The sequence below is a fragment of the Sphingobacterium psychroaquaticum genome (assembly GCF_900177625.1).
GTDB classification, from domain to species: Bacteria; Bacteroidota; Bacteroidia; order Sphingobacteriales; family Sphingobacteriaceae; genus Sphingobacterium; species Sphingobacterium psychroaquaticum.
The window spans coordinates 115,415-140,669 of record NZ_FXAU01000007.1 but is presented as its reverse complement, the minus strand read 5'-3'; the positions used below and the strand labels follow the sequence as shown (position 1 = coordinate 140,669).

Here is a 25,255-nt window from a genome sequence, read left to right as displayed (position 1 = left end):
TTTTAATTCAGAGTCATTGTTAACTTCAGGCCCGGCACAACGCCAAAACCGTTCAGTGCTACGTTATCTCCACCAGTTGTCGGCAGTACGGTAGGTGTCACTTTCATTTTCATATCCCGACCGATATTCCATCTATTTTTAAGCATCGAGTCCGCATAAGCCTCAATCACATTTAGGCCCCACCATCCTGCGGTAACCAAAATGGTTAAATCTCTATTCCGACGTGCATAATCCTTTTGTTGAATCAAACTATTCGTATCCCGCCAATTCTGCAATTGACCATCCGGATCAGGTTGCCCATTATTAGCAATACGATAATCAAGCTCATTTAAAAACAACTTATAGTACCATTGCCAATAGTCAAACACCAAATAAGCGCCAACAAAACCACCATAAATCACCGGCACCTTAACCCACCATAGCCCCTTGTTGGTATACTGCCCCCAACCGGGAACCATCAACGAACGGCGCCACGCAATACGTGACAAATGTTCGATCTCCAAACGCGCCGAATCCTTCTTTATACCGTTATAATAGTATTTCTCATGCTCTTTTTCAGCCTTCTCCCTCGCTTTCCGTTCTTTACGTGTCTCCTTCTTCACCGAATCTTGAGCAGCTCCAACCCCAGCGGTCGAATCCTGCAACGCTTCTTTCTTACCCAAACTATCGACACGAACCGGCCCTACCTCTTGTCCAACTGCGGTAAGCGCAGCGAACAGCACTAAAAAAGTTGCAATTATATGGCGCATTACCAATCTAATAATTCCAGAATACGGCTTAAATCATCCTCACTCTCAAATGGTATTTCTATCGCTCCCTTGCCACGTGCATTCTTTAAATTCAAACGCACACGAGTCGAAAAGCGAGACGCTAAATCATCTTCTATCTTCTGATATTGAAAATCAAGCTGCTTACCTACTTCGTGTTTCTTCGGTTTCGATTGTTGCTGTATGTTACGCACCAAAATCTCGGTCATACGTACAGACAATCCTTTATCGATAATCTCTTGATACACGTACAACTGCTTATCCACCTCACCCACATTAATCAATGCACGAGCATGTCCCATAGAAACTTCACCATCCCGTATTCCAGCCTGAATAACAGGCGGCAATTTCAGCAAACGCAAGTAGTTGGTCACTGTAGAGCGATTTTTACTCACACGTTCACCAAGCTCTTCCTGTTTCAAATTACATTCCTCGATCATCCGTTGAAAACTCAAAGCCACCTCAATAGCGTTTAAGTTCTCCCGTTGAATATTTTCGATCAGGGCCATCTCCAGCATCTGCTGGTCATTGGCCGTACGAACATAAGCTGGAATCTCGGTAATACCTGCTAATTTGGATGCACGCAAACGACGCTCACCACTAATTAACTGATATTCGTTTTTATTTACCTGACGAACCGTAATCGGCTGAATCAATCCTTGTACTTTGATAGACTCTGCAAGCTCAAGCAATGCCTGCTCATCAAAATCTGTACGCGGCTGAAAAGGATTGACAGCCACCTGATCTACACGAATAAAATTTATGCTGCCCGCAGCACTAATTCCTGTTTCCTTAATATCTGCAGCACCATCACTCCCACTTCTCGAAACCTGAATATCCTCACTCTGCAATAAAGCGCCCAGTCCTTTCCCTAATCCTGTCTTTCTTTGTAGTGCCATATTATACTGTTGCTGTTTGCGTTTCTTCTGTAACTAAACCATTTTTCTGCAAAATCTCTCTTGCTAAGTTTAAGTAATTGATAGACCCCTTACAAGAGGCATCGTGCATAATCACCGAAATACCAAAACTTGGCGCTTCACTCAAACGGGTATTCCGTTGAATGATGGTATCGAATACCAACTCGCTGAAATGGGTACGAACCTCTTCGACCACTTGATTTGACAAGCGTAAACGCACATCATACATCGTCAATAAGATTCCTTCAATCTCTAAACTTGTGTTAAGACGTGTTTGCACAATCTTAATTGTATTTAAAAGCTTACCTAAACCTTCTAGTGCAAAATACTCACACTGTACCGGAATGATCACCGAATCAGATGCTGTTAACGCATTAATAGTAATCAAGCCTAATGAAGGAGAACAGTCAATAATGATAAAATCATAATCATCTTTAATCTGCTCCAACATTTTCATCATCTTGTATTCACGCTCGTGCATATTGATCATTTCGATCTCCGCACCAACTAAATCAATATGCGCCGGCAGCAAATCTAAGTTTGGGGTATCTGTTGCCTGTATAGCATCACGAGGATCCAAGTCATTCACGAGGCACTCATAAACACTCGCCTTAATTGCTCGTGGATCAAAACCAATACCCGACGTGGAATTTGCCTGCGGATCTGCATCTACTAATAATGTCTTGTGTTCCAAGACAGCCAAACTAGCTGCGAGATTGATGGAAGTTGTCGTTTTCCCTACACCACCTTTTTGATTAGCAATTGCTATAATTTTTCCCATGAGATTGAAATCCTTTATAATTCTTACCACTTGCGACTAGAATCCGATCAAAAATAACACTAATTAACATGCCTTCCCGCACGTAAATCCTTAAATCATGTTAAAAATCGCCTTTTTAAAGGGTATAGCTCGCCACAAGCTAAGGTTGCTAAGATACAAAAAATAGGTAAATTGTGAAGTAAAGATTAGGGAGTTGATGGCAGGAATTTGGAAGTATATGGAACGAAATGATTAAATCGTCCCATTCACAATACTACGCAACAATTCCTCTAAACTAATTCGAAAACGAGCCTCTTCGACACCGCTATGCTGCAGCTTACTTTTCTCTTTTTCATAGTAAAACATGGTCCACGCACGATCGTGATATTCCAATGCAGATAAATTTTCGATCCAATCCCCTGAATTCATATACATACAACTTCCTTTCTTGGTTTCGAATCGACGCATCTGTGGCTGATGGATATGTCCGCAGATTACGTAATCGTAGCCATTTTCAATCGCCAAATGAGATGCCGTCTCCTCAAAATCACCAACAAACTTCACCGCCTTCTTAACCGAATTTTTAATACGCTTAGAAAGCGAATACTTTTCCCGACCGATCTTTTGCAGCATCCAGTTTACCACATTATTCAACTGAATCAACCGATCATAACCCCAACCACCAAGCTTGGCTAACCACTTGGCATGTTGGACAGAAGCATCAAAAACATCACCATGAAAAATCCATGTTTGTTTACCATTGAGATTCAGTAGCAAGCGATTCGTCAACGTGATTTGTCCAAACTCCATCTTACCAAACTTACGCAACATCTCATCGTGGTTTCCAGTAATATAGATCACCTCACAGCCTTGATACGCCAAATCGAGGATATATTTTAACACCCGTAGGTGCGATTCCGGAAAATAGCTTTTTCGAAACTGCCAGATATCGATGATATCCCCATTAAGCACGAGCATTTTCGGGTTGATCGACCCCAAGTACCGTAAGAGCTCTTCTGCTCGACAACCATACGTTCCTAAATGCACATCCGAGATAACAACAAGTTCAACGTTTCTTTTCATAATTCTTTTTTGAATTGTAAGCATCTAATATCAAGCTCTTAATCAAAAGAAATAAAAAAAGATGAAGCTAACATTTCTTAAAGATTAAGAAATTATCATTTATTGAGCTGTTTCTCAAAGACGGTGCCCTATGAAATTTATATACAATATCGCCGTCATATTTTACAACATAATTCGGGCTTTCTACACGAAGGAACAATAATATTCTATATCTTTAAGCAACCACATTATAGACAGGCTATGTTAAAAATTCAAGTAAAAAATGAGACCGGTCGGTTGCGTTCTGTTATTTTGGGTACAGCGCATGACAATGGACCGATTCCGACCGTTGAAGAAGCATATGATCCAAAATCATTGGAGCACATCCTAGCAGGTACCTATCCGGCCGAATCCGATATGGTTTATGAGATGACAGCCTTCCAACATGTCTTGGAGCGTTACGGTGTCACCGTACATCGACCAAAAGTCATCCCCGATCTCAACCAAATATTTACGCGTGACATTGGGTTCGTTATTGAGAACAAATTTATCAAAGCCAATATTCTTCCCGAACGTGCAGATGAATGGCAGGCTATTAAATTTCTTGTTGACAAAATAGATCCGAATGACATCATAGAAGCACCTTCCACCGTACACATCGAAGGAGGAGATGTGATTCTCTGGAACGACTATATCTTTGTAGGCACGTACACCGGTAGTGATTATGCACAGATAAACACCGCGCGAACGAATATACAAGGCGTCGGTTTCCTTGCGGAAATATTTCCTACGAAAATGGTTCTAGGCTTTGACCTCATAAAATCAATGACCGACGCCAGAAAAAATGCACTGCATCTCGATTGTTGTTTTCAACCAGTCGGCAAGGACAAAGCCATTATCTACAAAGGTGGATTTCGAAACCCCGAACACTACAACCAATTGGTGACTCTTTTCGGATTAGAAAACCTGTTCCACATCACGGCCGAGGAAATGTACAACATGTTTAGCAATGTTTTTTCCATTTCGGAAAACGTGGTCGTCACAGAACGTCGATTTGACCGCCTGAATCATTGGTTGCGCGAAAACGGCTTCCATGTAGAAGAAATCCCATACCACGAAATCGGCAAACAAGAAGGCTTGCTCCGCTGTTCTACATTACCTCTTTATCGTGATTAATTTTATGACACAAACAACAGACACCTTACTCTTGGTTCGCCCTTTTGCCTTTCGAAAAAATGAACAAACAGCCGTAAACAACTACTTTCAGACGGACATATCTGTTGCCGCCCCGACAAGCTCCGCGCAAAAAGAATTTGACGCATTTGTCGAGCAGTTAAATCTTGCCGGAATAAAAACCTTGGTCATACAAGATACGGGCACCTGGGATACGCCCGATAGCGTATTCCCGAACAATTGCATCTCCTTGCACCAAGGGACAGCCGTATTGTATCCCATGTTTGCCGAAAACAGACGCCTCGAGCGGAAGCTCGATTACATTTCCTTCTTGCGCAATAACGGGTACGAGATCAACCAACTGATTGACTACACCCATTACGAAAACGAGAACATATTTCTGGAGGGCACGGGTTGCCTAATTTTAGATCGCGTACAACAGATTGCTTATTGCTCGATGTCGTATCGTGCTGACGAGCTCCCTATCCGCAACTTCTGCGCCGATTTGAGCTACACCCCCTGCATTTTTCAGGCAAACCAATCCGTCAATGGCTCCCGACTCCCTATCTACCATACCAATGTGATGTTATCGGTAGGAACACACTATGCTGTAATATGCCTAAGTAGCATAGATAATCTCGCGCAACGAGAAGAAGTTATCGCACAGCTTAAGCGTACCAACAAAGAGATTATCGACATCAGCGAAGAACAAATGTATAATTTTGCAGGCAACATCCTCGAGGTAAAATCTACTGATGGAGAACCACGCATTGTGATGAGCAGCGCCGCTTACAACAGCTTCACATCGGCACAGCTTGACATTCTTAGGAAATATGGAGGCATTATACATGCTCCCCTAGACACAATAGAAACCTGCGGCGGCGGCAGTGCCCGCTGTATGTTGGCTGAGGTTTTTTATTAGTTGGTAGGGAGTAGTTCGTTGTTCGTAGTTGACAGGAAATGGTTAGTAGATGGTCGTTAGCAGGAAGTAGAGAGCAGGAAGTAATGAGAAGAATTAATCGTCATATCCACGACAGGAGATATCTATCAACAGTATAGATTAGATGGCAGATAGTAGTTGTTTGTTGGTAGGAAGTAGTGAAGACGTTTACACATCGTCATTCCGAACGAGGGACGAGGAGGAATCTATAAACTATGGCCAAGCACGTTTTAGAAATAAGGTGCATTATACGACTGAGATGTCTCCAAAGTCGACATGACGAAATAGTGTGGTAACGGAGGGTTAACATGAGAGAGGGAACATATTATAGCATAAAAAAGGTGGACCAACGTTGGCCCACCTTTTCAAATCAACAATATATCTAAATCAAGATCTTTCGTGCTAACACGAATATTAATATTCTATCGGGAAGTTAAACTCAACAGTTCCTTCTTCTGACGTACCTTTGATACGTACAATATTTCGTTTGGTGCTTCCCAACGCACTCTCCACCTCGTCCACATTGTTCACCGGCTTACCGTTCACATGTGTCACGATTAATCCCTTTTCCACACCAAAGTACTCAAACATACCACCACGGTGCACTTGCGTAATAACAACCCCCGAACTCACCCCGAATTTCTTCTTCTGTGCATCTGATGCAGGTGTAAAGCTCGCACCTAGTTTATTGAAAATCTCCGTTGCACTCTTACTATTCGCTTCTTCAGCCGCTGATTTCTTTGCTTCTTGCGCTTTCAACGTAATAGTCGCTTCACGCTCCTTACCTTCTCGTTTGTAAGCAATCTTAACCTTATCGCCCGGACGCAAACGTGCTACACGCTCCTGTAGATCGGATGACGAGTAAATAACATTACCTTCTATCTTCGTGATCACGTCACCTTTCTTCAAGCCTGCACTTGCTGCAGCTCCATCTTTCACCACATCCTGAACAAATAAGCCATTTACATCATCAATATTATACTCTTTACGTACCGCCTCATTAATCTCATTGAAAGTAACACCTATATAACCACGCTGCACCGCACCAAACTCTTTAAAGTCATCCATGATTTTCTTCACCAAGTTCACTGGAATCGCAAAGCCATAACCTGCATAAACTCCAGTTGGCGACGCAATCGCCGCATTGATACCAATCAGCTCACCACGTGCATTAACAAGGGCTCCTCCACTATTTCCTTTATTTATTACGGCATCCGTCTGGATGAAAGACTCAATCGCTGTATTCACAATCGGCTCTTGCGACTGACCATAGCCATACGGAGAACGCTGGTTCTGCTCCCCAAGGATACCAATCTGTCGTCCCTTCGCACTAACGATCCCGGCTGTTACTGTAGACTGCAGACTCAACGGGTAACCAACCGCTAACACCCATTCGCCTATCTGTACATTATCGGAGTTACCAAAACGCACAAACGGAAGGTTCGACCCACTAACTTTTAACAACGCCAAATCAAAATCAGGATCACGACCAATCACCTTAGCTTCAAACGTCCGCTTATCTGTCAGCTGCACCTCAATCTTGTCTGCATCTTCTACCACGTGATTATTTGTTACAATGTATCCATCCTGCGAGATCAACACGCCCGACCCAGAAGCTTGTGCTTGCCGAGGTTCTGCGCGACGTTGCTGTGGCATACCGAAAAATTCTTCAAACATATCAAATGGTGATCCACTGCCTCCCCCGCCACGCTGGGAACCACGCGCGGTCATCGTCACTTTAATATGGACAACACCTGGAGATACCGCTGCTGCAGCTTGTGTAAAATCCGGATTTCCAGTAGAGGCCATAACTTCCGCACCTGGATTATTGGCGTAAAATACCTTTTGCTGTTCTTCGAACGACATTTTATTCATCTGCCTATTTTCGAAGACCTTATACCCCCCAATAGCAACAGCTCCACCGACGAAAGCTGTCAATAAACTTATTCCTATTTTTTTCATATTCGTAATTGCTATTATTATCTTAAATTGTTTTACTCTTGTATGAAGAGTCTATTCAAATGTAATACCATTAGGCATGGCATAACATCATTTGTCAGTTAAAAAATGTTAACAACAAGCTCTTTAGGACTATTTTTAACAAGTTTTAACAATCATTCTCACAATTGTAACAAGAATATTAATTTTACATCAAATTTTCACGTTCATGGATGCAAAAATCAAATTCTCAAAATACCAAGGTGCTGGAAACGATTTTATTTTAGTAGACAATCGGAATGCCGCTTTTAATCGAGAAAACACAACTTTGGTCAATCAACTGTGCGACCGTAGGTTTGGCATTGGTGCCGACGGCCTGATGCTCCTACAATATACAGAAAATTTTGATTTTGAAATGGTTTACTACAATGCGGATGGCAACGAAGGCACCATGTGTGGAAATGGAGGTCGTTGCATTGTTGCGTTTGCACGAGACCTTGGCATTATTGACAAGGAAACTGCCTTTTTGGCAGTAGACGGACCGCACCACGCTTCAATTGAAGGAGATCAAGTAAATCTAGGGATGATCGATGTCCACGAAGTGACGCGAGACGGCGAGGCATACGTCCTAAACACAGGATCCCCGCACTTCATAAAGCAAGTAGACAATCTCCAGGAACTAAATGTCTACGAAGCGGGGTACAGCATCCGCAACAACGACACATACAAACAAGAAGGGATCAATGTGAACTTCATTGAAAAAGAAGCAAATGGTTATTTTGTACGAACTTTCGAACGAGGCGTAGAAGATGAAACATTGGCGTGTGGCACCGGCGCTACCGCAGCCGCAATGGCAATGGCAATAGCTGAAAACAAAACAGGCCAACAGGAGATTCCTATTCGTGTTTTGGGTGGCCAGCTTTACATCGCCTTCTACCGCGATAACAACAACTTCACGAACGTACGACTTAAAGGACCTGCAAATTTTGTTTTCGACGGCAAAATATAGCTTTTCACCTTTATAAGTCGACCTTTTAGGTATTTATTGTGTATATTGGTACCTTTTTCAGGAAAGAAGGAAGCTATTATTTCCATGCAACAAGTCGACAGTAAATTGCCATTCAAGTTAGTCTATTCGTTAGGAGAACACCCCTATCTCGGGTTTCTTATTGAGCCTCATGTTGTTCAACTTAATCCGAATGGTTCTTACTCGCTTAGCTACAAGCGCATCTTCACGAATACGATTGGTGACTTCGCGTCTGCCCTTGATGAAACCGACTATCAAATCATCAAATTATTAGATGAAATCGAACAGACGAACATCATCAAACGACACCATAAAAAAGCTATTCGCCCAGTCGATTTCTTTGGAAAAATATTTGACAAGAAAATCCTAGAACACCTCCGCCCAAAAATTGAGCAGAATATGATTCTAGCGCTCGAAAAAATCGGAAACAAACCTCTATTCTTAATGAGTAAGGACGGTTATCCGGCAGATCAAGAGCTCCGCATCGCAGATGAACCAATGTTCATCTTGTTTCATTTCCGCCGGGATGACATCGAAACCCGATATTTCCCAACGCTCAAATACAAAGGAAATCGATTGGATTTCATGTACAAAGGTGCCCAGGTCATCATCAACAAACAGGCATGGCTGCTCCTCGAAAACACACTGTTTCATTTTGATCAGGATATAGACGGCAAAAAACTCAGCCCTTTCTTAAATAAGCGCTATATCGCCGTTCCTCGTGCAACCGAGAAGCGTTACTTCGAAACCTTCGTGGTCGGATTGATCGAGAAGTATCATGTTTATGCGGAAGGCTTTGAAATCAAAACCCACAAGGAAGACGCACGCCCCATTATCAAGCTTTTTTATGTCACCTCAGGCGATTCTTTCATACAACTATCTTTCGCCTATGGCCCGTATGAGTTTTCCTCGGGAGGCGAACAGCCGACAACCGTACGACTACAGCACCATGAGGAGACAGACACCTATACATTTCATCGCATTAAGCGGTCGTTAGCCTGGGAGAAAAAGCAAACCACCTTTCTAGAAAGCATCGGCTTACACAAGAAAGATGCGCTATTTGGTTCCTATGTCACCGCTGATGATAGCTCGGTTATCACTTGGCTGAATCAATATCAAGAGTTGCTCCAGGAAAAAGGTTTTTCTGTGACGCAAGAGAAAGGAGACAAAACTATCTTTATTGGGAAAACATCCCTTGAAATAGAAATTCAAGAAGAAAACGATTGGTTCGATGTAAAGGCAATGGCTTATTTTGGGCCATACGAAATCCCTTTCATTGAGCTTCGCGACAATATCCTGAACAGAATAAGAGAGTTTACCCTGCCTAATGGCGAGATCGCTATCATTCCTGAAGAGTGGTTCGCACAATATGAACATCTATTTCATTTTGCAACAAAGCGTGATTCCCTGACCTTCAGCAAGACCCATATCGGCTTACTCCACGAAATCTCAGAACACACGCAGGTCACTTTCCATCGAAAACTGGAGAAACTCATGGAATTTGATGAAATCGATGACCAGCCCGTTCCTGAACATTTCAATGGAGAACTACGCCCCTACCAAAAAGCAGGATACAACTGGTTTCATTTTTTGCAACGTTACAAATTTGGAGGTTGCCTGGCCGATGATATGGGACTTGGAAAGACGGTACAAACCCTAGCCTTGCTACAGAAACAACGCGAAGAACTCAGGGATAGTGAACAATCGAAAACATCTTTATTAATTCTGCCCACTTCCTTAATATATAATTGGCAAAAGGAAGCCGAAAAATTTGCACCGGCATTACGTGTCTTGCTCCATACCGGCTCCAACAGGTTAAAAGATCCGTTTGGATTTTCACATTTTGACCTCGTCATCACCACCTATGGAATCGCACGCAGTGATGAGCAGTTACTCGCCAAATTCTTCTTCAACTATATCATTCTGGACGAAAGTCAGCATATCAAAAACCCGACATCGAAGTCCTTTAAAGCCATAAAGACGCTGAAGAGTAAACATAAACTCGCGCTCAGTGGAACGCCTATCGAAAACTCTGTAGGTGACATCTGGTCGCAGATGCATTTCACAAACCCGGGATTATTGGGCTCATACAGCTTCTTTCAAAAAGAATTTGTACTTCCTATCGAGAAGAAGAAAGACGAAGAAAAGGCAGCGCGTCTACAAGCTATAATAAAGCCTTTTATCTTACGCCGTACCAAAGACCAAGTCGCCAAGGAGCTTCCACCAAAAACGGAACAGACGATATACTGCCAGATGAACGAAGAGCAAGCGGAACAGTATGAAAGTGTAAAATCGGAATACCGCAATGCCTTGCTCGACAATGCCCTCCAACAAAATGGAAAAGGCAACCAAATTTTACTTCTGCAAGGGCTTACCAAGCTGCGTCAGTTAGCCAATCATCCACGGATGCTGGACGAGAACGCCGATATATCTTCGGGCAAATTTGATGCTGTGACAGAAATGTTATCTTCCATTATGGCAGAGGGACACAAGGTATTGGTGTTTTCTCAGTTCGTCAAGCAACTACAGCTCTTTAAGCAGCACTTCGATAAACAGAAGGTTGCTTATGCGTATCTGGACGGTAGCACAAAAGATCGACAAGAGGCCGTTTCTGTGTTTAAAGAAAATGAAGCCGTACAAGTCTTTTTGATTTCGATCAAAGCCGGTGGAGTCGGATTGAACCTCACAGAGGCAGATTACGTATTCATCCTAGACCCATGGTGGAACCCCGCCGTAGAGCAGCAAGCCATAGACCGCTCCCATCGTATCGGACAAAAGAAAAACGTATTTATCTATAAATTCATCAGTAAAGATACCGTAGAAGAGAAAATATTGGCCTTACAAGGGCGAAAGAAAGCGCTATCAAGTGCACTGATCACAACGGAGGAAAGCTTTATCAAGTCACTAAGCAAAGAGGACATTCAAGAACTCCTTAAATAAGAAACGGCGACCAGGGCGGTCGCCGTTTAACTTTACAATAAACTATTAAACAAAAATTAACTCGTATTTAACTACGGTTTACTTGCTCTTGAAGGCTTCAATCCCTCGCAGCAGGTAAGCCGCATAACTCGTTACATCATAATCTGCGCCACTAGGCGGAAGAAGTAGCTTTCCATCGGTACCTACGATCGCATACAACGGCTGTGAATTGCTATTGAATGTAGATGCCTGAAAATCACTATTCTTTTTACCTATCGTATTAATCTTTTTACCTGAATAAGTCGAAACATACTGCTCCTCAGGTTTCAATTCTGTTCTGTCATCCACGAAGAGTTCGATCATCACAAACTCATCACGTAGAAGCGACGCAACCTTTGGATCCGTCCATACGTTCGCTTCCATCTTACGGCAGTTCACACAATTCCAACCTGTAAAATCGATCAACACGGGTTTGTTCAATTCTTTGGCAGCAGCTAATCCTTCTTCATAATCATAATAAGGATCAAAACCTTTTGGTGTACCACGCTCGTGGAATATTTCATGGTATTTCTTCGTTTTACCTGTACCATGTGATGCCGCCGGTGCTGCACCCAGATTCGCTACCGAAAGATCAAAATCCTGCGTCGCAGATGGAGGGAGAAATGCAGAAATAGATTTCAATGGTGCACCCCACATGCCTGGAATCATATACATTACAAAAGCAAAAACTACAATCGCGAAGAATGTGCGTGGAACAGACATATAAGCCAAAGGACTATCGTGCGAGAAGCTGATCTTTCCGATAAGGTAAAGCCCCATCAGACCAAAGATAACGATCCACAACGCCAAAAACACCTCTCTATCCAACCAGTTCCAGTGGTAAGCCAAATCCACATTGGAAAGAAACTTCAAAGCTAATGCTAACTCCAAGAAACCAAGGACAACTTTCACACTGTTTAACCAACCGCCCGACTTAGGCATCGCCTTCATCATAGAAGGGAATACTGCAAAAATTACAAACGGAATAGCCAACGCAATAGAGAAGCCTAACATCCCGATTGCAGGACCTAAGCGCTCTCCTTTTGAAGCAGCTTCTACCAGTAGTGTACCAATAATTGGTCCAGTACAAGAGAATGAAACCAACGCCAAACTGAAGGCCATAAAGAACAAACCTAAGAGGCCTCCTTTATCTGATTTCGCATCAATTTTATTGACGAAAGAACTTGGTAAGGTCATTTCAAATGCACCGAAAAACGACGCCGCAAAAATGACTAATATCAAGAAAAAGATAAAGTTAAAGACACCGTTCGTAGACAAAGCGTTAAGCGCATCGGAACCGAACACAATGGTGATTAACATCCCCAAGGCTACGTAAATCACAATAATAAACAAGCCATATAGTAACGCTTGCGATATCGCTTTTGCACGTGAACCACTCTTTTTGGTGAAGAAACTGACCGTTAATGGTACCATAGGGAAGATACACGGCATAATAAAGGCCGCAAAACCGCCCAATAAGCCCGCAATAAAAATACCCCACATGGACTGTTTCTCTTCTCCTCCGCCCGCAGGAGCAATCTCACCACTGGTAGCAGCTGTACTGTCTTTGGATACTGTATCAGGCGCGCTCTCACTAAACACGAGATCCGCAGGAACTTGTGCCAACGTATCTGGAGAGACTGATTCTTCCGTAAACTCAACACCTTCTAACGACACCAAACTATCTGCCTCTTGCGCAAACAAAACTGCCGGAGCCATCAGGCACACAAACAGTATAATTTTAAAAAGACTTTTCATATACTTTAGGTTATATATGTCTATTAAACTAACGGACTAGCTAAACGGCTAATCGGATGAAATCCTTCAAAAGATACGTCTGTAGAGATGAATCCGTCTTTAACAGGCTCTTCTTTTACTAAATCTGTACTTAAGTATTTCTTATTGTCATCGCATAATAGTGTTACCACTGTCGCGTCATCGCCTAACTCTTCTTTCAGCTTAATCGCTCCAATAACATTCGCTCCTGAAGAGATACCAACGGCCAAACCAAGTTGTTGTGCCAATTTCTGCGCCATAATGATGGAATCGCCATCTGAAGCCTGGATAACAGGGTCTAAATCGTTCAATTTGACGATCGCCGGAATAAATTCATCGGAGATACCTTGGATACGGTGCGATCCTACTTTATAACCGGTAGTCAATGTTGGACTTTCAGCCGGCTCTAATGGGTGCACCTTAACAAATGGGTTTACTTTTTTCAAGCTGTTTCCAACGCCCATTACTGTACCACCTGTTCCAACACCTGCAACGAAAGCATCAGCTACTTTACCGATACTATCTAACTGCTGTATAATTTCTTTACCTGTTGTCAACTCATGCGCTTCCGCATTGTATTGATTCTCGAACTGACGAGGAAGGAAGACTCCACCTTTAGCCGCTTGCTCTTCACTCATACGGATACTACCCAAGAAACCGCCCTCTTCTTTAGAGACCAATTGAATGTCGGCGCCCATACTTTTAATAATGTCGATACGCTCTTTACTTAACCAGTTCGGCATAATGATCTTCACGCCATGCCCCAATGCCTTACCAATAGCAGAGAATGCAATCCCTGTGTTACCACTTGTTGCTTCTACAATAACATCTGTTGGACGGATTGCACAATTCATATATGCTTTGTATAAAATATACAAGGCCATACGATCTTTAATACTTCCGGTAAGATTGTAATTCTCACATTTTACATAAATCTGGCCAGGCTTACCTTTATAGGTATACTGTAACTCCAACATTGGCGTGTTACCAACCAAACACCATAAATGCTTAAACTTTGAATCTAATTTAGGTGACAAACACTCACTTATCATCTCTTGCATAACAATACTATATTAACACACAAAAATTGAATATTACAAGATAATATTCAACAACAACATATAATTTCCATAAATTTTATTGAAATAATGATATTAAACAATAATACATACAATAAAATTATATAAATTTGATTCGCGACAAGAAAACTTATTATGGAACTGGATAACACAGACATCAAACTTCTCCGCCTTCTACAGAAGGATGCATCGTTAAGCAATAAAGAATTGTCTTACCATCTCAGCAAATCTATTGCAGCTGTGCACGAAAGGGTAAAAAAATTAAAAGCGAACGGCTACATTCAACGGACTGTAGCAATTCTAGATCGAAAGAAAGTTGGCATTGGCTTGATCTCTTTTTCGCAGGTGTTCCTAAAGGCACATACCGCAGAGGTGCTCAACGAGTTTGAACGTGAAGTAGCAAAGTTCCCTGAAGTGATGGAATGCTATCAAATGGCCGGATCCTACGATTTTATGCTGCGTATTGCCACAAAAGACATGGAAGGGTACCACATGTTCCTACGCCATAAACTAGCGGTACTACCGCATGTAAATACGGTACAAACCTACTTTGTCTTATCGGAAACAAAAAATGAAACGGCGTATCCTATTTAGTGGTTGGGCAAAAAAAAAGACACAATATCTTGTGTCTCTACATGTAGCTTACGCGCTAAAAAATGTGGGAATTACTGGGTTCGAACCAGTGACCCCTACCTTGTCGAGGTAGTGCTCTAAACCAGCTGAGCTAAACTCCCCTATTTTGATCTTTGTCGTCGCATTTTCATACGCCTTCTAAAGATAACCATTTTTCATAAAAAAAGCACCAATTTCTTGATGCTTTCTGTGGAGGCTACTGGATTCGAACCAGTGACCCTCTGCTTGTAAGGCAGATGCTCTGAACCAGCTGAGCTAAGCCTCCTTTTTTGTTGTGGAGAATACTGGATTCGAACCAGTGACCCTCTGCTTGTAAGGCAGATGCTCTGAACCAGCTGAGCTAATTCTCCATGCCTTTTTGCTTATTGCGTGTGCAAATATAAGCCTAAAATCTAATCTTCAAAAATATTTATGCTTTTTTTTTACCCTAAATCAGCAATCGACTAACAGACAATAAATTAAATTTACTAACCTTAGTCATAAAATTTCCAGGAAACCCCAAACCGGAAGTTTGCATCGTTCATCGGATACCTACGAACCGTGTAATATCCCTTCGGATATATCATTTGGTTCATAAAATTATAAGCAAGGAACAAATTAACACGTCTAATATTCGCTGTAACCCATGCATCCATGATTGGATACGTCGAATATTCAATCCGCGCATTATCATTATAGAACTGCCCTATATTAATAGCATAGGATGGTGAGCGGAAAGGCGTATTAAAGCGCGCATCGACACCAATTCGAAAATCAGCCACCTTATATAATACGTTTGCATAGTAGAAACTATGCCATGTATACAGCTCCGGAACCGCCAGTACATCTTCGGCATTCGACTTTTGGTACACCACCATATTGTCTAAATGAAAACGACCGAATTTAAAATTCTGCCCCACCGACACCTTCAACAAGTTAAGATTACCATATTGCGCCGGTTCTACTTGACGAACCAATAGCTCATCGTTATCCGGGTTATCAACCTCCTTAAAGTAAAGATAATTGTCAATCAGGAAATACTCCACTTTACCCGAAAAACCCAGCTTCTTATTGAGATATGCAAAAGAAAGATTCTGCGTTTTCGTTTTCTCAAAATTATTCGCCCACTGATGATATGTATAATTCATACGGTCAAATGCCATCTCCGGGGACTTATTCTGCGAATACGCCCCAAGACTGATCTTTCCTGCATTCTCACTCAACAAGACATCTGCCGTAGCTTCATAGAGAAAGTCGCCCGCATTCCGACCTACCACAATCTGATTGACCGTCCCCAAAACATTTACGCGGTCACTAAACTTGTACCCAATCTCCCCCTTGACCATACTATTCTGATAAAAATCAGAAGTCAAACTATCCGCATACCAGATCAAATCATTCTGAAAGCCCAAGTTTATCTTCGCTTCATTCTTCATGGCTCCTCTGGGACGCAAATAAAAACTATAGGTAAACTCATTCGTTACGGTCGTAATCTTTGTCGTATCATTTACCAGCACCGCGTCTCCAAAAGGGAAAGCCCCCTCCAAATCTTCCTCATTTTTAAAGAACGTATAGTTGCGCATCCGAATAGACGAGTTGTGCGCCACCGCATTCGTTGGATGCACCTCCATCAGCGGTGTACCCACATTAACGGTGTCCAAGCGCCCAAAATAGTAAGATTGACGGAGGAATACCCCATTATCTCTCCATTTATTATGTGGCCTCGTTGCATTCCGTCCACGTAATCGTGTTAGATAACTAAGGTTGGAACTGTTTTCCGAATTATTAAAAATATTCTCCTCCACCACAGCGCCGTTTTCCGGACTGTTTAAGTTGTTAAAAGTCGCATTCACCAGCATATTATAGCGGTGGCTCGCCGACTCATACCAAGAAAAAATAGCCGCCTTACGCTCATTATAATCCTGGTTGGTATAGTACCCATCCGTATTCGTTGCATGATACTCCGCACCAATATTCCATCGCGGATTAATATTCTGCGCTAATCGCGCACGAAACACCTGATCATCGAAAAAGAAACCGACCGCATACAACTCCGAATAACGAGCCCGTGCACGAAAATACTGAATGCTATCACTCAATAATAGATTTCGCTCCAAGGCATGAAAGCCCGACTGGAAACCAATACTCTTGTTTGGATTAAAAAGAAGGTCTCGCGTAGCAAGACCATATGCCCCAAGGTTAATACTCGGATTCCACGGTAAATTCTGCTTGTTGTAGTACTGAAAATTAATATGCGATGTATCAATCTGCACCGTATGCGTAAATTGTTTTAACATAGGGAGCGTAGCATAACGCACATATTTAGCTGTAAAAACAACAGAATCCTTCTTATTATCCTCCTTAGCCCGCGCCGAATCCAGCGCGCTGCTAAACTCTTCTTCTACCTGCGCCGAAACATAGGATAGACTATATATACTAAAAACAAAAAAAAGGGACAGCAGTCTAAGATACCTGTTCATCAATGCCTATATATTCACGTAAATAACAACAAAAGTACGTCTAAAAATCACATTTATTGCAAGGCTATCAATTCTTTTAGAATCTTTGTCATCTTCGGTTCCGCAGCAGCTGCAACAGCAACAATCTCCGCCAAGGATACAGGCTGCAAGTCGTTATGGAAACCCTCATCTGTGATGACCGAAATCGCAAATACAGGCAGGCTCATATGATTGGCAACAATTACCTCCGGAACCGTACTCATCCCCACAATATCACCTCCAATAATTTGCATATAACGATACTCTGCTTTTGTTTCCAAATTCGGCCCTGGCGCCGCCACATACACCACTTTATGTGCGCGTACATCCAGCTCCATCGCAATATCACTCGCCTGCTCAATCATTTTCCGATTATACGGTTGGCTCATATCCGGAAAACGCGGACCAAAGTCATCGTCATTTGGACCCCGCAGCGGATTATCCGGCAGCAGATTGATATGATCCTCAATGATACCGATATCTCCCTTTAATATACTGGAGTTTAGCGAACCAGACGCATTCGACACAAAAAGCTTCTGGATTCCTAAACCTTTCATCACACGAATAGGAAACGTGATTTCCTGCATACTATAGCCCTCATAGTAATGTAGACGCCCTTGCATGGCCACCACACGCCGGCCATTAAGTAAACCAAAAATCAACTTCCCTGTATGAAACTCCACGGTAGAAATTGGGAAATTGGGAATATTGGAGTACATCAGCTGATGCTCCACCTCAATCTCGTCAACTAACTTACCTAAGCCTGTCCCGAGGACGATACCAAATTCTGGCGTAAAATCGCCTACCTTACGACGAATAAATTCTAGGGTCTCTTCAATTAAATGATACATCTGTAGAAAAATCTGTTTACTCAAACTTACAAAAAAAAACCTTCATTGCATCAGCTCGTTAACCGCACTGACGTAATGAAGGTTTTGTATAATTAAGCGAACTGAGCTTACAAACTCGCTGCTTTCGCGTCTTTATCCAATTTGCCCGGCGAGGTAAACCACAACATCAAGATTGTGATCAATGCGTTATAAACGATCAACTCAAACCCAATACGATAGCTGGTATGTGGTACAATGACATACGTATTTAAAAGGAACAAGATGATTGGTGACAAGATACAGAAGTAAGGCACCAAGTTATCATTCACCTTATATTTCGTCAAGATACCAAAAGCAAATAACCCAAGAAGTGGACCATAGGTATAACTAGCCGCCGTGAAAATAGCTGTTACAACAGAGTCGTTATTCAATAAACGAAATATCAAAATAACCACTAACATGATCACTGAAAATGCAAAATGCACGATATTACGTTGTTTAACCAAAGCAGGATCATTCGGGTCTTCCTTTTTATTAAAATTCAAGAAGTCAACACAGTACGATGTTGTCAATGCCGTTAATGCCGAGTCTGTCGTTGCAAAAGTTGCAGCCGTTAATCCCATCATAAAGATAATTCCCGCAGATACCGATAAATGGTTCAATGCAATCTCTGGGTAAAGGTAATCTGGTGTGCGTAATGCAGAAATATCAATTCCTTTCTCCGCAACAAAAATATACAACAAGGCACCTACCGCTAAGAAGAACAAGTTAATCACGACGAAGATACTGGTAAAAGTCAGCATGTTTTTCTGCGCCTCACCGATCGTCTTCATACTTAAGTTCTTCTGCATTAAATCTTGGTCAAGTCCCGTCATCGCTATAGTTACAAAAGCTCCACCAATGACATGTTTCCAAAAATGATTCTTATCCCCAAGCAAATTTTCCCATACGACAATCTGTGAATAGGTACTATCTTTCACCTTTTCAAAAGCTTCGAGAACCGAAACACCAAGGCCGTCCGCCATAAAATAAATGGATAGAATCACGGCGAACAACAAACAGAACGTTTGTAACGTATCCGTAATAATAATGGTTTTCAACCCACCCTTATTGGTATACATCCAGATCAATAGCAAACATCCCGCTACAGTTACACCAAACGGAACATTCCAAGCGTCAAAAATAAATTTCTGAAGGATAATAGTGACCAAATAAAGTCTGAACGCCGATCCAATGGTACGTGATACCAAAAAAATCATCGCTCCTGTTTTATAGCTTTTATGCCCCAGACGTTCCTCTAAATATGTATAGATAGAGGTTAGATTCATACGATAATACAACGGCAATAACACATAAGCAATCACGAGAAAACCTAATGCATTACCCAGTACAAACTGGAAATAGCTGAAATTGGAAACACCAACCGCACCCGGTACGGAGATAAATGTCACCCCGGAAAGCGCTGTTCCAATCATTCCGAAAGCAACCATATACCACTTTGAGTTTCTGTTTGCGACGAAGAAGGTCGAGTTATCCGACGTACCTTTAGATGTAAAATAAGACACCGCTAGTAATACCCCGAAGTAGACCACTAGAAATGTCAATAATATAAATGGAGACATATATTTAGATTAGTTTATATTGACTATTTATTATGCTGATAGTTCTCAATAGCTTTCCGTACGTTACCGAACTCTTCCAATAATGCTGATGCTGTTTCTTCATCTGCCCCTGTTTCATCCATCACCATACGCACACCACGTGCTACCAATTTAATATTGGACAGCTGCATATCCACCATCTTATTACCTTTCACTCGCCCTAATTGAATCATTACAGACGTGCTTAACATATTCAGCACCAATTTCTGTGCAGTCCCTGATTTCATCCGTGTAGACCCCGTCACAAATTCAGGCCCCACAACCACCTCTACCGGATATTGTGCAACAGCTGCAATTGGAGAACCATCATTACATACGATACATCCCGTTGCCAAGCCTTCTTGATTAGCGCGCTCTAACCCACCAATTACATACGGCGTTGTTCCAGAAGCTGCGATACCAACGATTACATCATTTTCATGCACCCCAAACTCTTCCAGATCTTTCCAAGCTTGCTCCATATCATCTTCAGCAAACTCAACCGCTTTACGGATCGCCGTATCCCCTCCAGCAATTAATCCAATAACCCAATCAAAAGGAACACCAAAAGTAGGTGGGCATTCTGATGCATCAAGAATTCCAAGACGTCCACTCGTTCCCGCACCAATGTAAAATAGCCGACCGCCCTTTTTCATCTTCTCTACGGTCACCTCAACCAAACGCTCCAGCTGTGGTATAGCTTGCTCTACAGCATTGGGAACTGTTTTATCCTCTTGATTAATGTTTGTCAAAAGTTCTTTGACAGACATTTTATCTAAATCCTGGTAATTCGACTCCTTTTCAGTTACTCTTATCATATCACAAATAAAAACTTCTATTATACAAATATGCAAATTTTAATCAAAAACATGCACAAACACGCAGCATTTTATTGCGCCAATAACTCATTTATTTTCACGAAGGAATACCCTCGTTTTTTAAGGCCATTTATCAGCTCAGGCAAGCGATTATACAGCTTGTCTGCACGTCTTTCATCAACGCCTAGATGAACCAAAATTATGTGACCATTTAGGTTTTTAAGGTCGGCTCGGTTATATAATTGTTCTAAAATTGCTTCCGAACTCATATACTTATTTCCCATTCCCGGAAATGTATAATCCGCAGCAGTGCGCAGTCCTGGTGTATAGTTCACGGTATATAGCCCCAAAGTGCTAGCCCAGCGGACAACATCATCATTATACCACTCGTAAGCAGGCATAAAGAAGAGCGCATTGTCCTTCTTAATCCCTACAGCTTGCAAAGCTCGATAATTATCTTCTAAATCTTTCAAAAAATTTTCACGTGAGATAATCGTACTATCGCGCTTCTCCCAAGGTGCATACAGCAAGTGTTTATCGGAATGCGGACCGATATAATGCTTGCTTTTAATAGCATTCAAGAAAAGCTGGTTTTCTGGATTTCGCAGAAAATCGCCTGTAAAGAAAAAACTAGCTTCCACTTTATTCTTTCGCAATACCTCAGCAATAACATCTTTCCCATCATTTAAATCGTGTCCTGTGAAAACGAGACTCACTTTTCTCGCCGTGGTATCGCCTTGCACCAATACGCCATAGCGGTCCTTCTTCCGTGTCTCCTGCTGCTCTTGGGATGCCAACAAGTAAATCAGTGATGCCGTGCCATCCATCGTTGGCTCATTACTACTGTAATCGCCATAATCATCATGATACACCACGAGGTCACTCTGAAAATTTTTATACTCATCCTCCTCATTCAGACGGATGCCGATGAGGTTATTGAAAATACTGGTATATACAGGACCATCAACTAAACCTCCATCGATGGGATAATTATGCAGGTGTGTAAAAGCGGAATGTGGATCTACGGGCGTATCGCCCCAAGCTGGTAAACCATAAACCATACTCGTTCCCCATGGATTTACACCGAACAACCAATCGATATTAGCTTGCATCAACTCTTCGTATTGTTTATCTTTTGTGAGCTCTGCGTACCATACACATTGAATTGCAAAAGAAACCGTCAGGTTGTTACTGCACCAAATAAAAGGCACGCCCCTATAGAATGCATTTTGTTGCGCACGTCCCCATACCTGTTCAATCCCTTCTTTATAATACGCAATAATCTCTTCCCGTTTCGCTCCATCAAGCTGCTTCGCCAACTCGTAGTGACCGAGATTAATGAAGGGATAATATTGGTAATGATTTGCGGTATCTTTCACTAACCAGGGCGTAATAGATTCTTCTCGTGCATACTTCAAGGCGCCATCCACATATTTTTGATCCTTATTGCGACCATACATCGTGGCGTAGGCAAGCTCCATATCATCCACCCAATTATCTTCCGCATAAATATAAGGCGACTTGACAGACACCGTCTGCGTAACCCCTAATTTCTGATGCGCAAAGGAGAAAGCTGTTTCCGCCTTTTGCTGAAGTAATTGACTGTAATCCACATTCTTCGACGCAAAAAGTTGAGCCCCTAGATTAAAGGCACTCACAAACTTCGCAGCTGTAGAACTCGTACCCGTTGTATTGTTCAGGAACTTGCCCCGCTGTTGCGGCTTTCCGTCAATAAAATAAACCGGTCTTTCGTAACCCCGTCCGTAGAAAGGATCTTCCCCCGGCATCCGCATGGACGCATGGTCTCTATCGTCAGCAATTTGATTGAACATGATGTGCGGCTGCGGGTGCATCTTGACCAACCAATCCAGTCCCCACTTCGCCTCGTCCAACACATCCTTAATCCCATTGGATCCATCCAAGCCATTCGCTTGTTTATAATCGGTAAACACATTAGGAAAATCTCGATACGCCGCCAAAAGGTGATACGTCGCATTGGCAGATGTTGTCGCATATTGCAAGTAGTCGGACGCATCATGCCAGCCGCCACCGACATCAATCTGCGTACTATCTTTCAGCCCTGCCGATGCACCGTAGAGCGTAAACCCGTCGTGCGTATGGCAACTATCCTTCAGAAAAGGATTGAAAAGCGTACGTTGCTGGCGCATATAGCGTAGCGTAAAATCAGCCGTACCATTATAGACATCTTCCCCGATTCGTATTTCAGGAGACGCCACACCATCAACCTCTACGATATACCGTCCCGGTTTCAGGAAAGCAGAGAAGTCTAACCGATAAGACTGCACGAAAGGGCCGTATGCCCCAAAGGCTTTCGAGGATTTACCCTTATAGACAACTTTGTTTGTCTTTTTATCTTTCAGCGTAAACGAGGAAACCTTCTTATCGGTCTTACTTGCCCACACGGCAACCTTTTTCCCCGCAGATTTATACCCCAATTGATTAACCCGAATCCAGGTATCCTGCGCTACGCCTGATAAGCTCGTCAGCACGAGAAGAAATAGGGCACAAAGTCTCATCTTATTCATTGGATAACAGATGAATTTTTGCAATCACCCCATCCATTGTTGAGACAACTACATGGTTAGCATCTAAAACAAATATAGGGTTTATCATCGCATTTGATAATTTATATTGCCAGGAGACCGCTCCACTTTTAGCATTAATACCAGAAACCAATCCCGAGTGACTCGGCACAAAAACCTGCTTACCATTGGTTTCAATAGCGGATGGCGTAAGCTCATAAGGAAGCTGTAAAGCTGATTTCCAAGCGACCTCCATACTATCCGCTTTAGTGGATACACCCAGTAGGTTTCCGTCCATGGTTTTAACGTATACATATTGACCGTCCTTCGACAAGCCCATTGACTCACGAACACGGATAGGGTCTTTCTTTTCGCGCCAAATCACCTCTCCTGTTTCCACATCGAGACAGGTCATAAAACGGTCTGGTGCGACAAGAAACACGCGGTTGTTGCTGACCACCGGGTAGCAGGCCGCCGCCGAAAACATCCGATTTGCATGTCCGTTATTCCACTCCCATAACAGCTGCCCAGATTTACGATCCAACGCATAGAAACCGTTGCCCCAATCACCAAAAATCACCTTTTCTTTATACAAAGTTGGTTTCGTCGAAACGAAGCCTTTTAGCTTATCGAAAGACCAGCGCAGTTTGCCTGTCTTCACATCGATCGCTCTAAACTGTCCGTCTGAAGCGCCAATAAAGGCGATCCCATCGCTGTCGATCGTTGTGCTTCCCAAAACAGCTTTTGCAGTTTGCAATTTCCAATTAAGTTTACCTGTTTTTGCGTCCAAGCCATAGATGTTTCCATCGGAAGAGCCTACCACAACAGTGGTCTTCCACACAGCCGGTGTGGCATATACTTTCCCGCCTGTTTTATAGGTCCATATTTTCTTTCCAGTTTGTACATCGAGGGCATAAACCGCTCCGGTGGTATTTCCGGTAATCAATAGGTTTCCGTATTTCGCAAAACCGGCTCCCAGGTCACTATTGTCTTGAAAGGTCCAGGCAACCTGTACTTTATTATTGTAGCGTTGGTTTACGGAGAAATCAGGACGCTTGTAGCTTACTTTCTGTAGGTCGAACCGGTGATTGATAAGCGGCACTTCCAACCAGCTGGCCTCGGTTATAGCGAGTGGTCTGCGTACCTCATAGTGTGCCATACCGTTGCCTATCGTGATAATGTTGTATCCGCCGATCGAGTCTTTTGCTCGAAGGTTGGAGCGCCCCATCACGCCTGGAATTCCTTCCCAATTGTAGAGCTTGTTGGCATGCCCATGTCCGCAAAGCGCAAGTTGTACATTGCGTCCTTTTAAACGATCGATCGCTTCGTACCAATTGTTTAGTGAGGAATCTTGTGGATAGTGGTTTATATATATAAGGGGTGTTTCTTTATCGGGGTTGGCTTGGAAGACAGAATCCATCCAAACGAGGTTTTCACGTGGAATCTGTCCGGGGCTCATCCGCATATTCGGGCCCGAAGTGGTTCCCATAAATTGGTAGCCTTTATGCTTAAAGAAAAACATCTCGCTACCGAATACTTTGCGGAAAGAATTGGCGCCACTCTCAGACCAGTTGCTATCGTGATTTCCAGGAATTACGTATAAGGGTAATTTTAGACTATCCAAGATCTGCTTGGCCAATGCGAGTTCGAGATCGGAACCGAATTCGGTGACGTCGCCTGAGAGGATCACGAAGTCGATATCTTTTTGTGTGTTTAGGTCTTTGACGGTTCGCCGCAGGTCATCAGCTCCAGTTGCTCCGCCAACGTGGGTATCGGTTACCTGCGCAAACTTAAAGGTTTGCTGCGCGGAGAGCGAGAGCGAAAACGCCGTAAAAAGTAGAAAAAGAAAAGAATATCTCAAAAACATTGTCGAAAGAATTAATTATTATATAAAGCAACATGGGGAAGAAACTCTGT

18 protein-coding genes and 3 tRNA genes are annotated in these 25,255 nt (G+C 42.6%); 5 read left to right on the top strand and 16 right to left on the bottom strand.

Annotation, left to right across the window (positions count from 1 at the left end; all coding sequences use genetic code 11):
• Nucleotides 1-2: 2 nt before the first annotated feature.
• The 4 genes from B9Y69_RS16410 to B9Y69_RS16395 form a co-directional block, all read right to left on the bottom strand.
• The gene (locus B9Y69_RS16410) at nt 3-749 is read right to left on the bottom strand and encodes a DUF5683 domain-containing protein (protein ID WP_085474067.1); all 747 of its coding nucleotides are present in this window, start codon (nt 747-749) and stop codon (nt 3-5) included.
• Nucleotides 749-1,666, bottom strand: a complete 918-nt coding sequence (locus B9Y69_RS16405; protein ID WP_085474066.1) for a ParB/RepB/Spo0J family partition protein — start codon at nt 1,664-1,666, stop codon at nt 749-751. Before B9Y69_RS16405 ends, B9Y69_RS16410 begins: the two co-directional genes overlap by 1 nt.
• Before the next feature lies 1 nt (nt 1,667).
• The gene (locus B9Y69_RS16400; protein ID WP_085474065.1) at nt 1,668-2,465 is read right to left on the bottom strand and encodes a ParA family protein; all 798 of its coding nucleotides are present in this window, start codon (nt 2,463-2,465) and stop codon (nt 1,668-1,670) included.
• A gap of 231 nt (nt 2,466-2,696) precedes the next feature.
• A complete protein-coding gene (locus B9Y69_RS16395; RefSeq protein WP_085474205.1) occupies nt 2,697-3,527 on the bottom strand; it encodes a UDP-2,3-diacylglucosamine diphosphatase in 831 nt (276 codons plus the stop codon).
• 240 nt (nt 3,528-3,767) lie between these two features.
• Between B9Y69_RS16395 and B9Y69_RS16390 the strand changes: the two genes are divergently transcribed.
• Together B9Y69_RS16390 and ctlX are read left to right on the top strand one after the other, a co-directional pair.
• Complete coding sequence (locus B9Y69_RS16390) at nt 3,768-4,682, top strand: dimethylarginine dimethylaminohydrolase family protein (RefSeq protein ID WP_085474064.1); 915 nt, start codon at nt 3,768-3,770, stop codon at nt 4,680-4,682.
• Nucleotides 4,683-4,686: 4 nt separating this feature from the next.
• A complete protein-coding gene (gene ctlX / locus B9Y69_RS16385) occupies nt 4,687-5,601 on the top strand; it encodes a citrulline utilization hydrolase CtlX (RefSeq protein ID WP_085474063.1) in 915 nt (304 codons plus the stop codon).
• A gap of 432 nt (nt 5,602-6,033) precedes the next feature.
• On the opposite strand, the gene B9Y69_RS16380 is transcribed toward ctlX, so the two are convergent.
• Entirely contained in the window at nt 6,034-7,581 is a 1,548-nt protein-coding gene (locus tag B9Y69_RS16380) for a Do family serine endopeptidase (protein WP_085474062.1), read from the bottom strand.
• 205 nt (nt 7,582-7,786) lie between these two features.
• Here B9Y69_RS16380 and dapF point away from each other — a divergent pair, with 205 nt between their 5' ends.
• Nucleotides 7,787-8,566 carry a diaminopimelate epimerase gene (gene dapF / locus B9Y69_RS16375; RefSeq protein ID WP_085474061.1) on the top strand — a complete coding sequence of 260 codons (780 nt, stop codon included), beginning with the start codon at nt 7,787-7,789 and terminating at the stop codon, nt 8,564-8,566.
• An 84-nt stretch (nt 8,567-8,650) separates the two neighbouring features.
• On the top strand, nt 8,651-11,524 hold the full coding sequence (locus B9Y69_RS16370; protein ID WP_085474204.1) for a DEAD/DEAH box helicase: 2,874 nt from the start codon (nt 8,651-8,653) through the stop codon (nt 11,522-11,524).
• A 78-nt stretch (nt 11,525-11,602) separates the two neighbouring features.
• Here the strand turns inward: B9Y69_RS16370 and B9Y69_RS16365 are convergent, their stop codons facing one another.
• Complete coding sequence (locus B9Y69_RS16365) at nt 11,603-13,300, bottom strand: protein-disulfide reductase DsbD family protein (protein ID WP_085474060.1); 1,698 nt, start codon at nt 13,298-13,300, stop codon at nt 11,603-11,605.
• Nucleotides 13,301-13,323: 23 nt separating this feature from the next.
• On the bottom strand, nt 13,324-14,379 hold the full coding sequence (locus B9Y69_RS16360; RefSeq protein ID WP_085474059.1) for a PLP-dependent cysteine synthase family protein: 1,056 nt from the start codon (nt 14,377-14,379) through the stop codon (nt 13,324-13,326).
• 150 nt (nt 14,380-14,529) lie between these two features.
• Here B9Y69_RS16360 and B9Y69_RS16355 point away from each other — a divergent pair, with 150 nt between their 5' ends.
• Nucleotides 14,530-14,991 (top strand): Lrp/AsnC family transcriptional regulator, encoded by a 462-nt coding sequence (locus tag B9Y69_RS16355; protein WP_134430068.1) that lies wholly within the window; start codon nt 14,530-14,532, stop codon nt 14,989-14,991.
• Between the two features lie 65 nt (nt 14,992-15,056).
• Here B9Y69_RS16355 and B9Y69_RS16350 read toward each other — a convergent pair.
• From B9Y69_RS16350 to B9Y69_RS16310, 9 genes are all read right to left on the bottom strand, one after another.
• Nucleotides 15,057-15,131, bottom strand: a tRNA-Val gene (locus B9Y69_RS16350).
• Between the two features lie 89 nt (nt 15,132-15,220).
• Nucleotides 15,221-15,295, bottom strand: a tRNA-Val gene (locus B9Y69_RS16345).
• Between the two features lie 10 nt (nt 15,296-15,305).
• Nucleotides 15,306-15,380 (bottom strand) — tRNA-Val (locus B9Y69_RS16340).
• A gap of 123 nt (nt 15,381-15,503) precedes the next feature.
• Nucleotides 15,504-17,489 carry a putative porin gene (locus B9Y69_RS16335; protein WP_085474057.1) on the bottom strand — a complete coding sequence of 662 codons (1,986 nt, stop codon included), beginning with the start codon at nt 17,487-17,489 and terminating at the stop codon, nt 15,504-15,506.
• 53 nt (nt 17,490-17,542) lie between these two features.
• On the bottom strand, nt 17,543-18,358 hold the full coding sequence (locus tag B9Y69_RS16330; RefSeq protein ID WP_085474056.1) for a purine-nucleoside phosphorylase: 816 nt from the start codon (nt 18,356-18,358) through the stop codon (nt 17,543-17,545).
• Between the two features lie 107 nt (nt 18,359-18,465).
• Complete coding sequence (locus tag B9Y69_RS16325) at nt 18,466-19,959, bottom strand: sodium:solute symporter (protein WP_085474055.1); 1,494 nt, start codon at nt 19,957-19,959, stop codon at nt 18,466-18,468.
• A 23-nt stretch (nt 19,960-19,982) separates the two neighbouring features.
• A complete protein-coding gene (murQ, locus tag B9Y69_RS16320; protein WP_085474054.1) occupies nt 19,983-20,795 on the bottom strand; it encodes an N-acetylmuramic acid 6-phosphate etherase in 813 nt (270 codons plus the stop codon).
• A 71-nt stretch (nt 20,796-20,866) separates the two neighbouring features.
• Nucleotides 20,867-23,341 carry a bifunctional glycoside hydrolase family 9 protein/polysaccharide deacetylase gene (locus tag B9Y69_RS16315; RefSeq protein WP_200811822.1) on the bottom strand — a complete coding sequence of 825 codons (2,475 nt, stop codon included), beginning with the start codon at nt 23,339-23,341 and terminating at the stop codon, nt 20,867-20,869.
• Nucleotides 23,334-25,205, bottom strand: coding sequence for an outer membrane protein assembly factor BamB family protein (locus B9Y69_RS16310; RefSeq protein ID WP_085474053.1), 1,872 nt, complete (start codon nt 25,203-25,205; stop codon nt 23,334-23,336). Before B9Y69_RS16310 ends, B9Y69_RS16315 begins: the two co-directional genes overlap by 8 nt.
• Between the last annotated feature and the right edge of the window lie 50 nt (nt 25,206-25,255).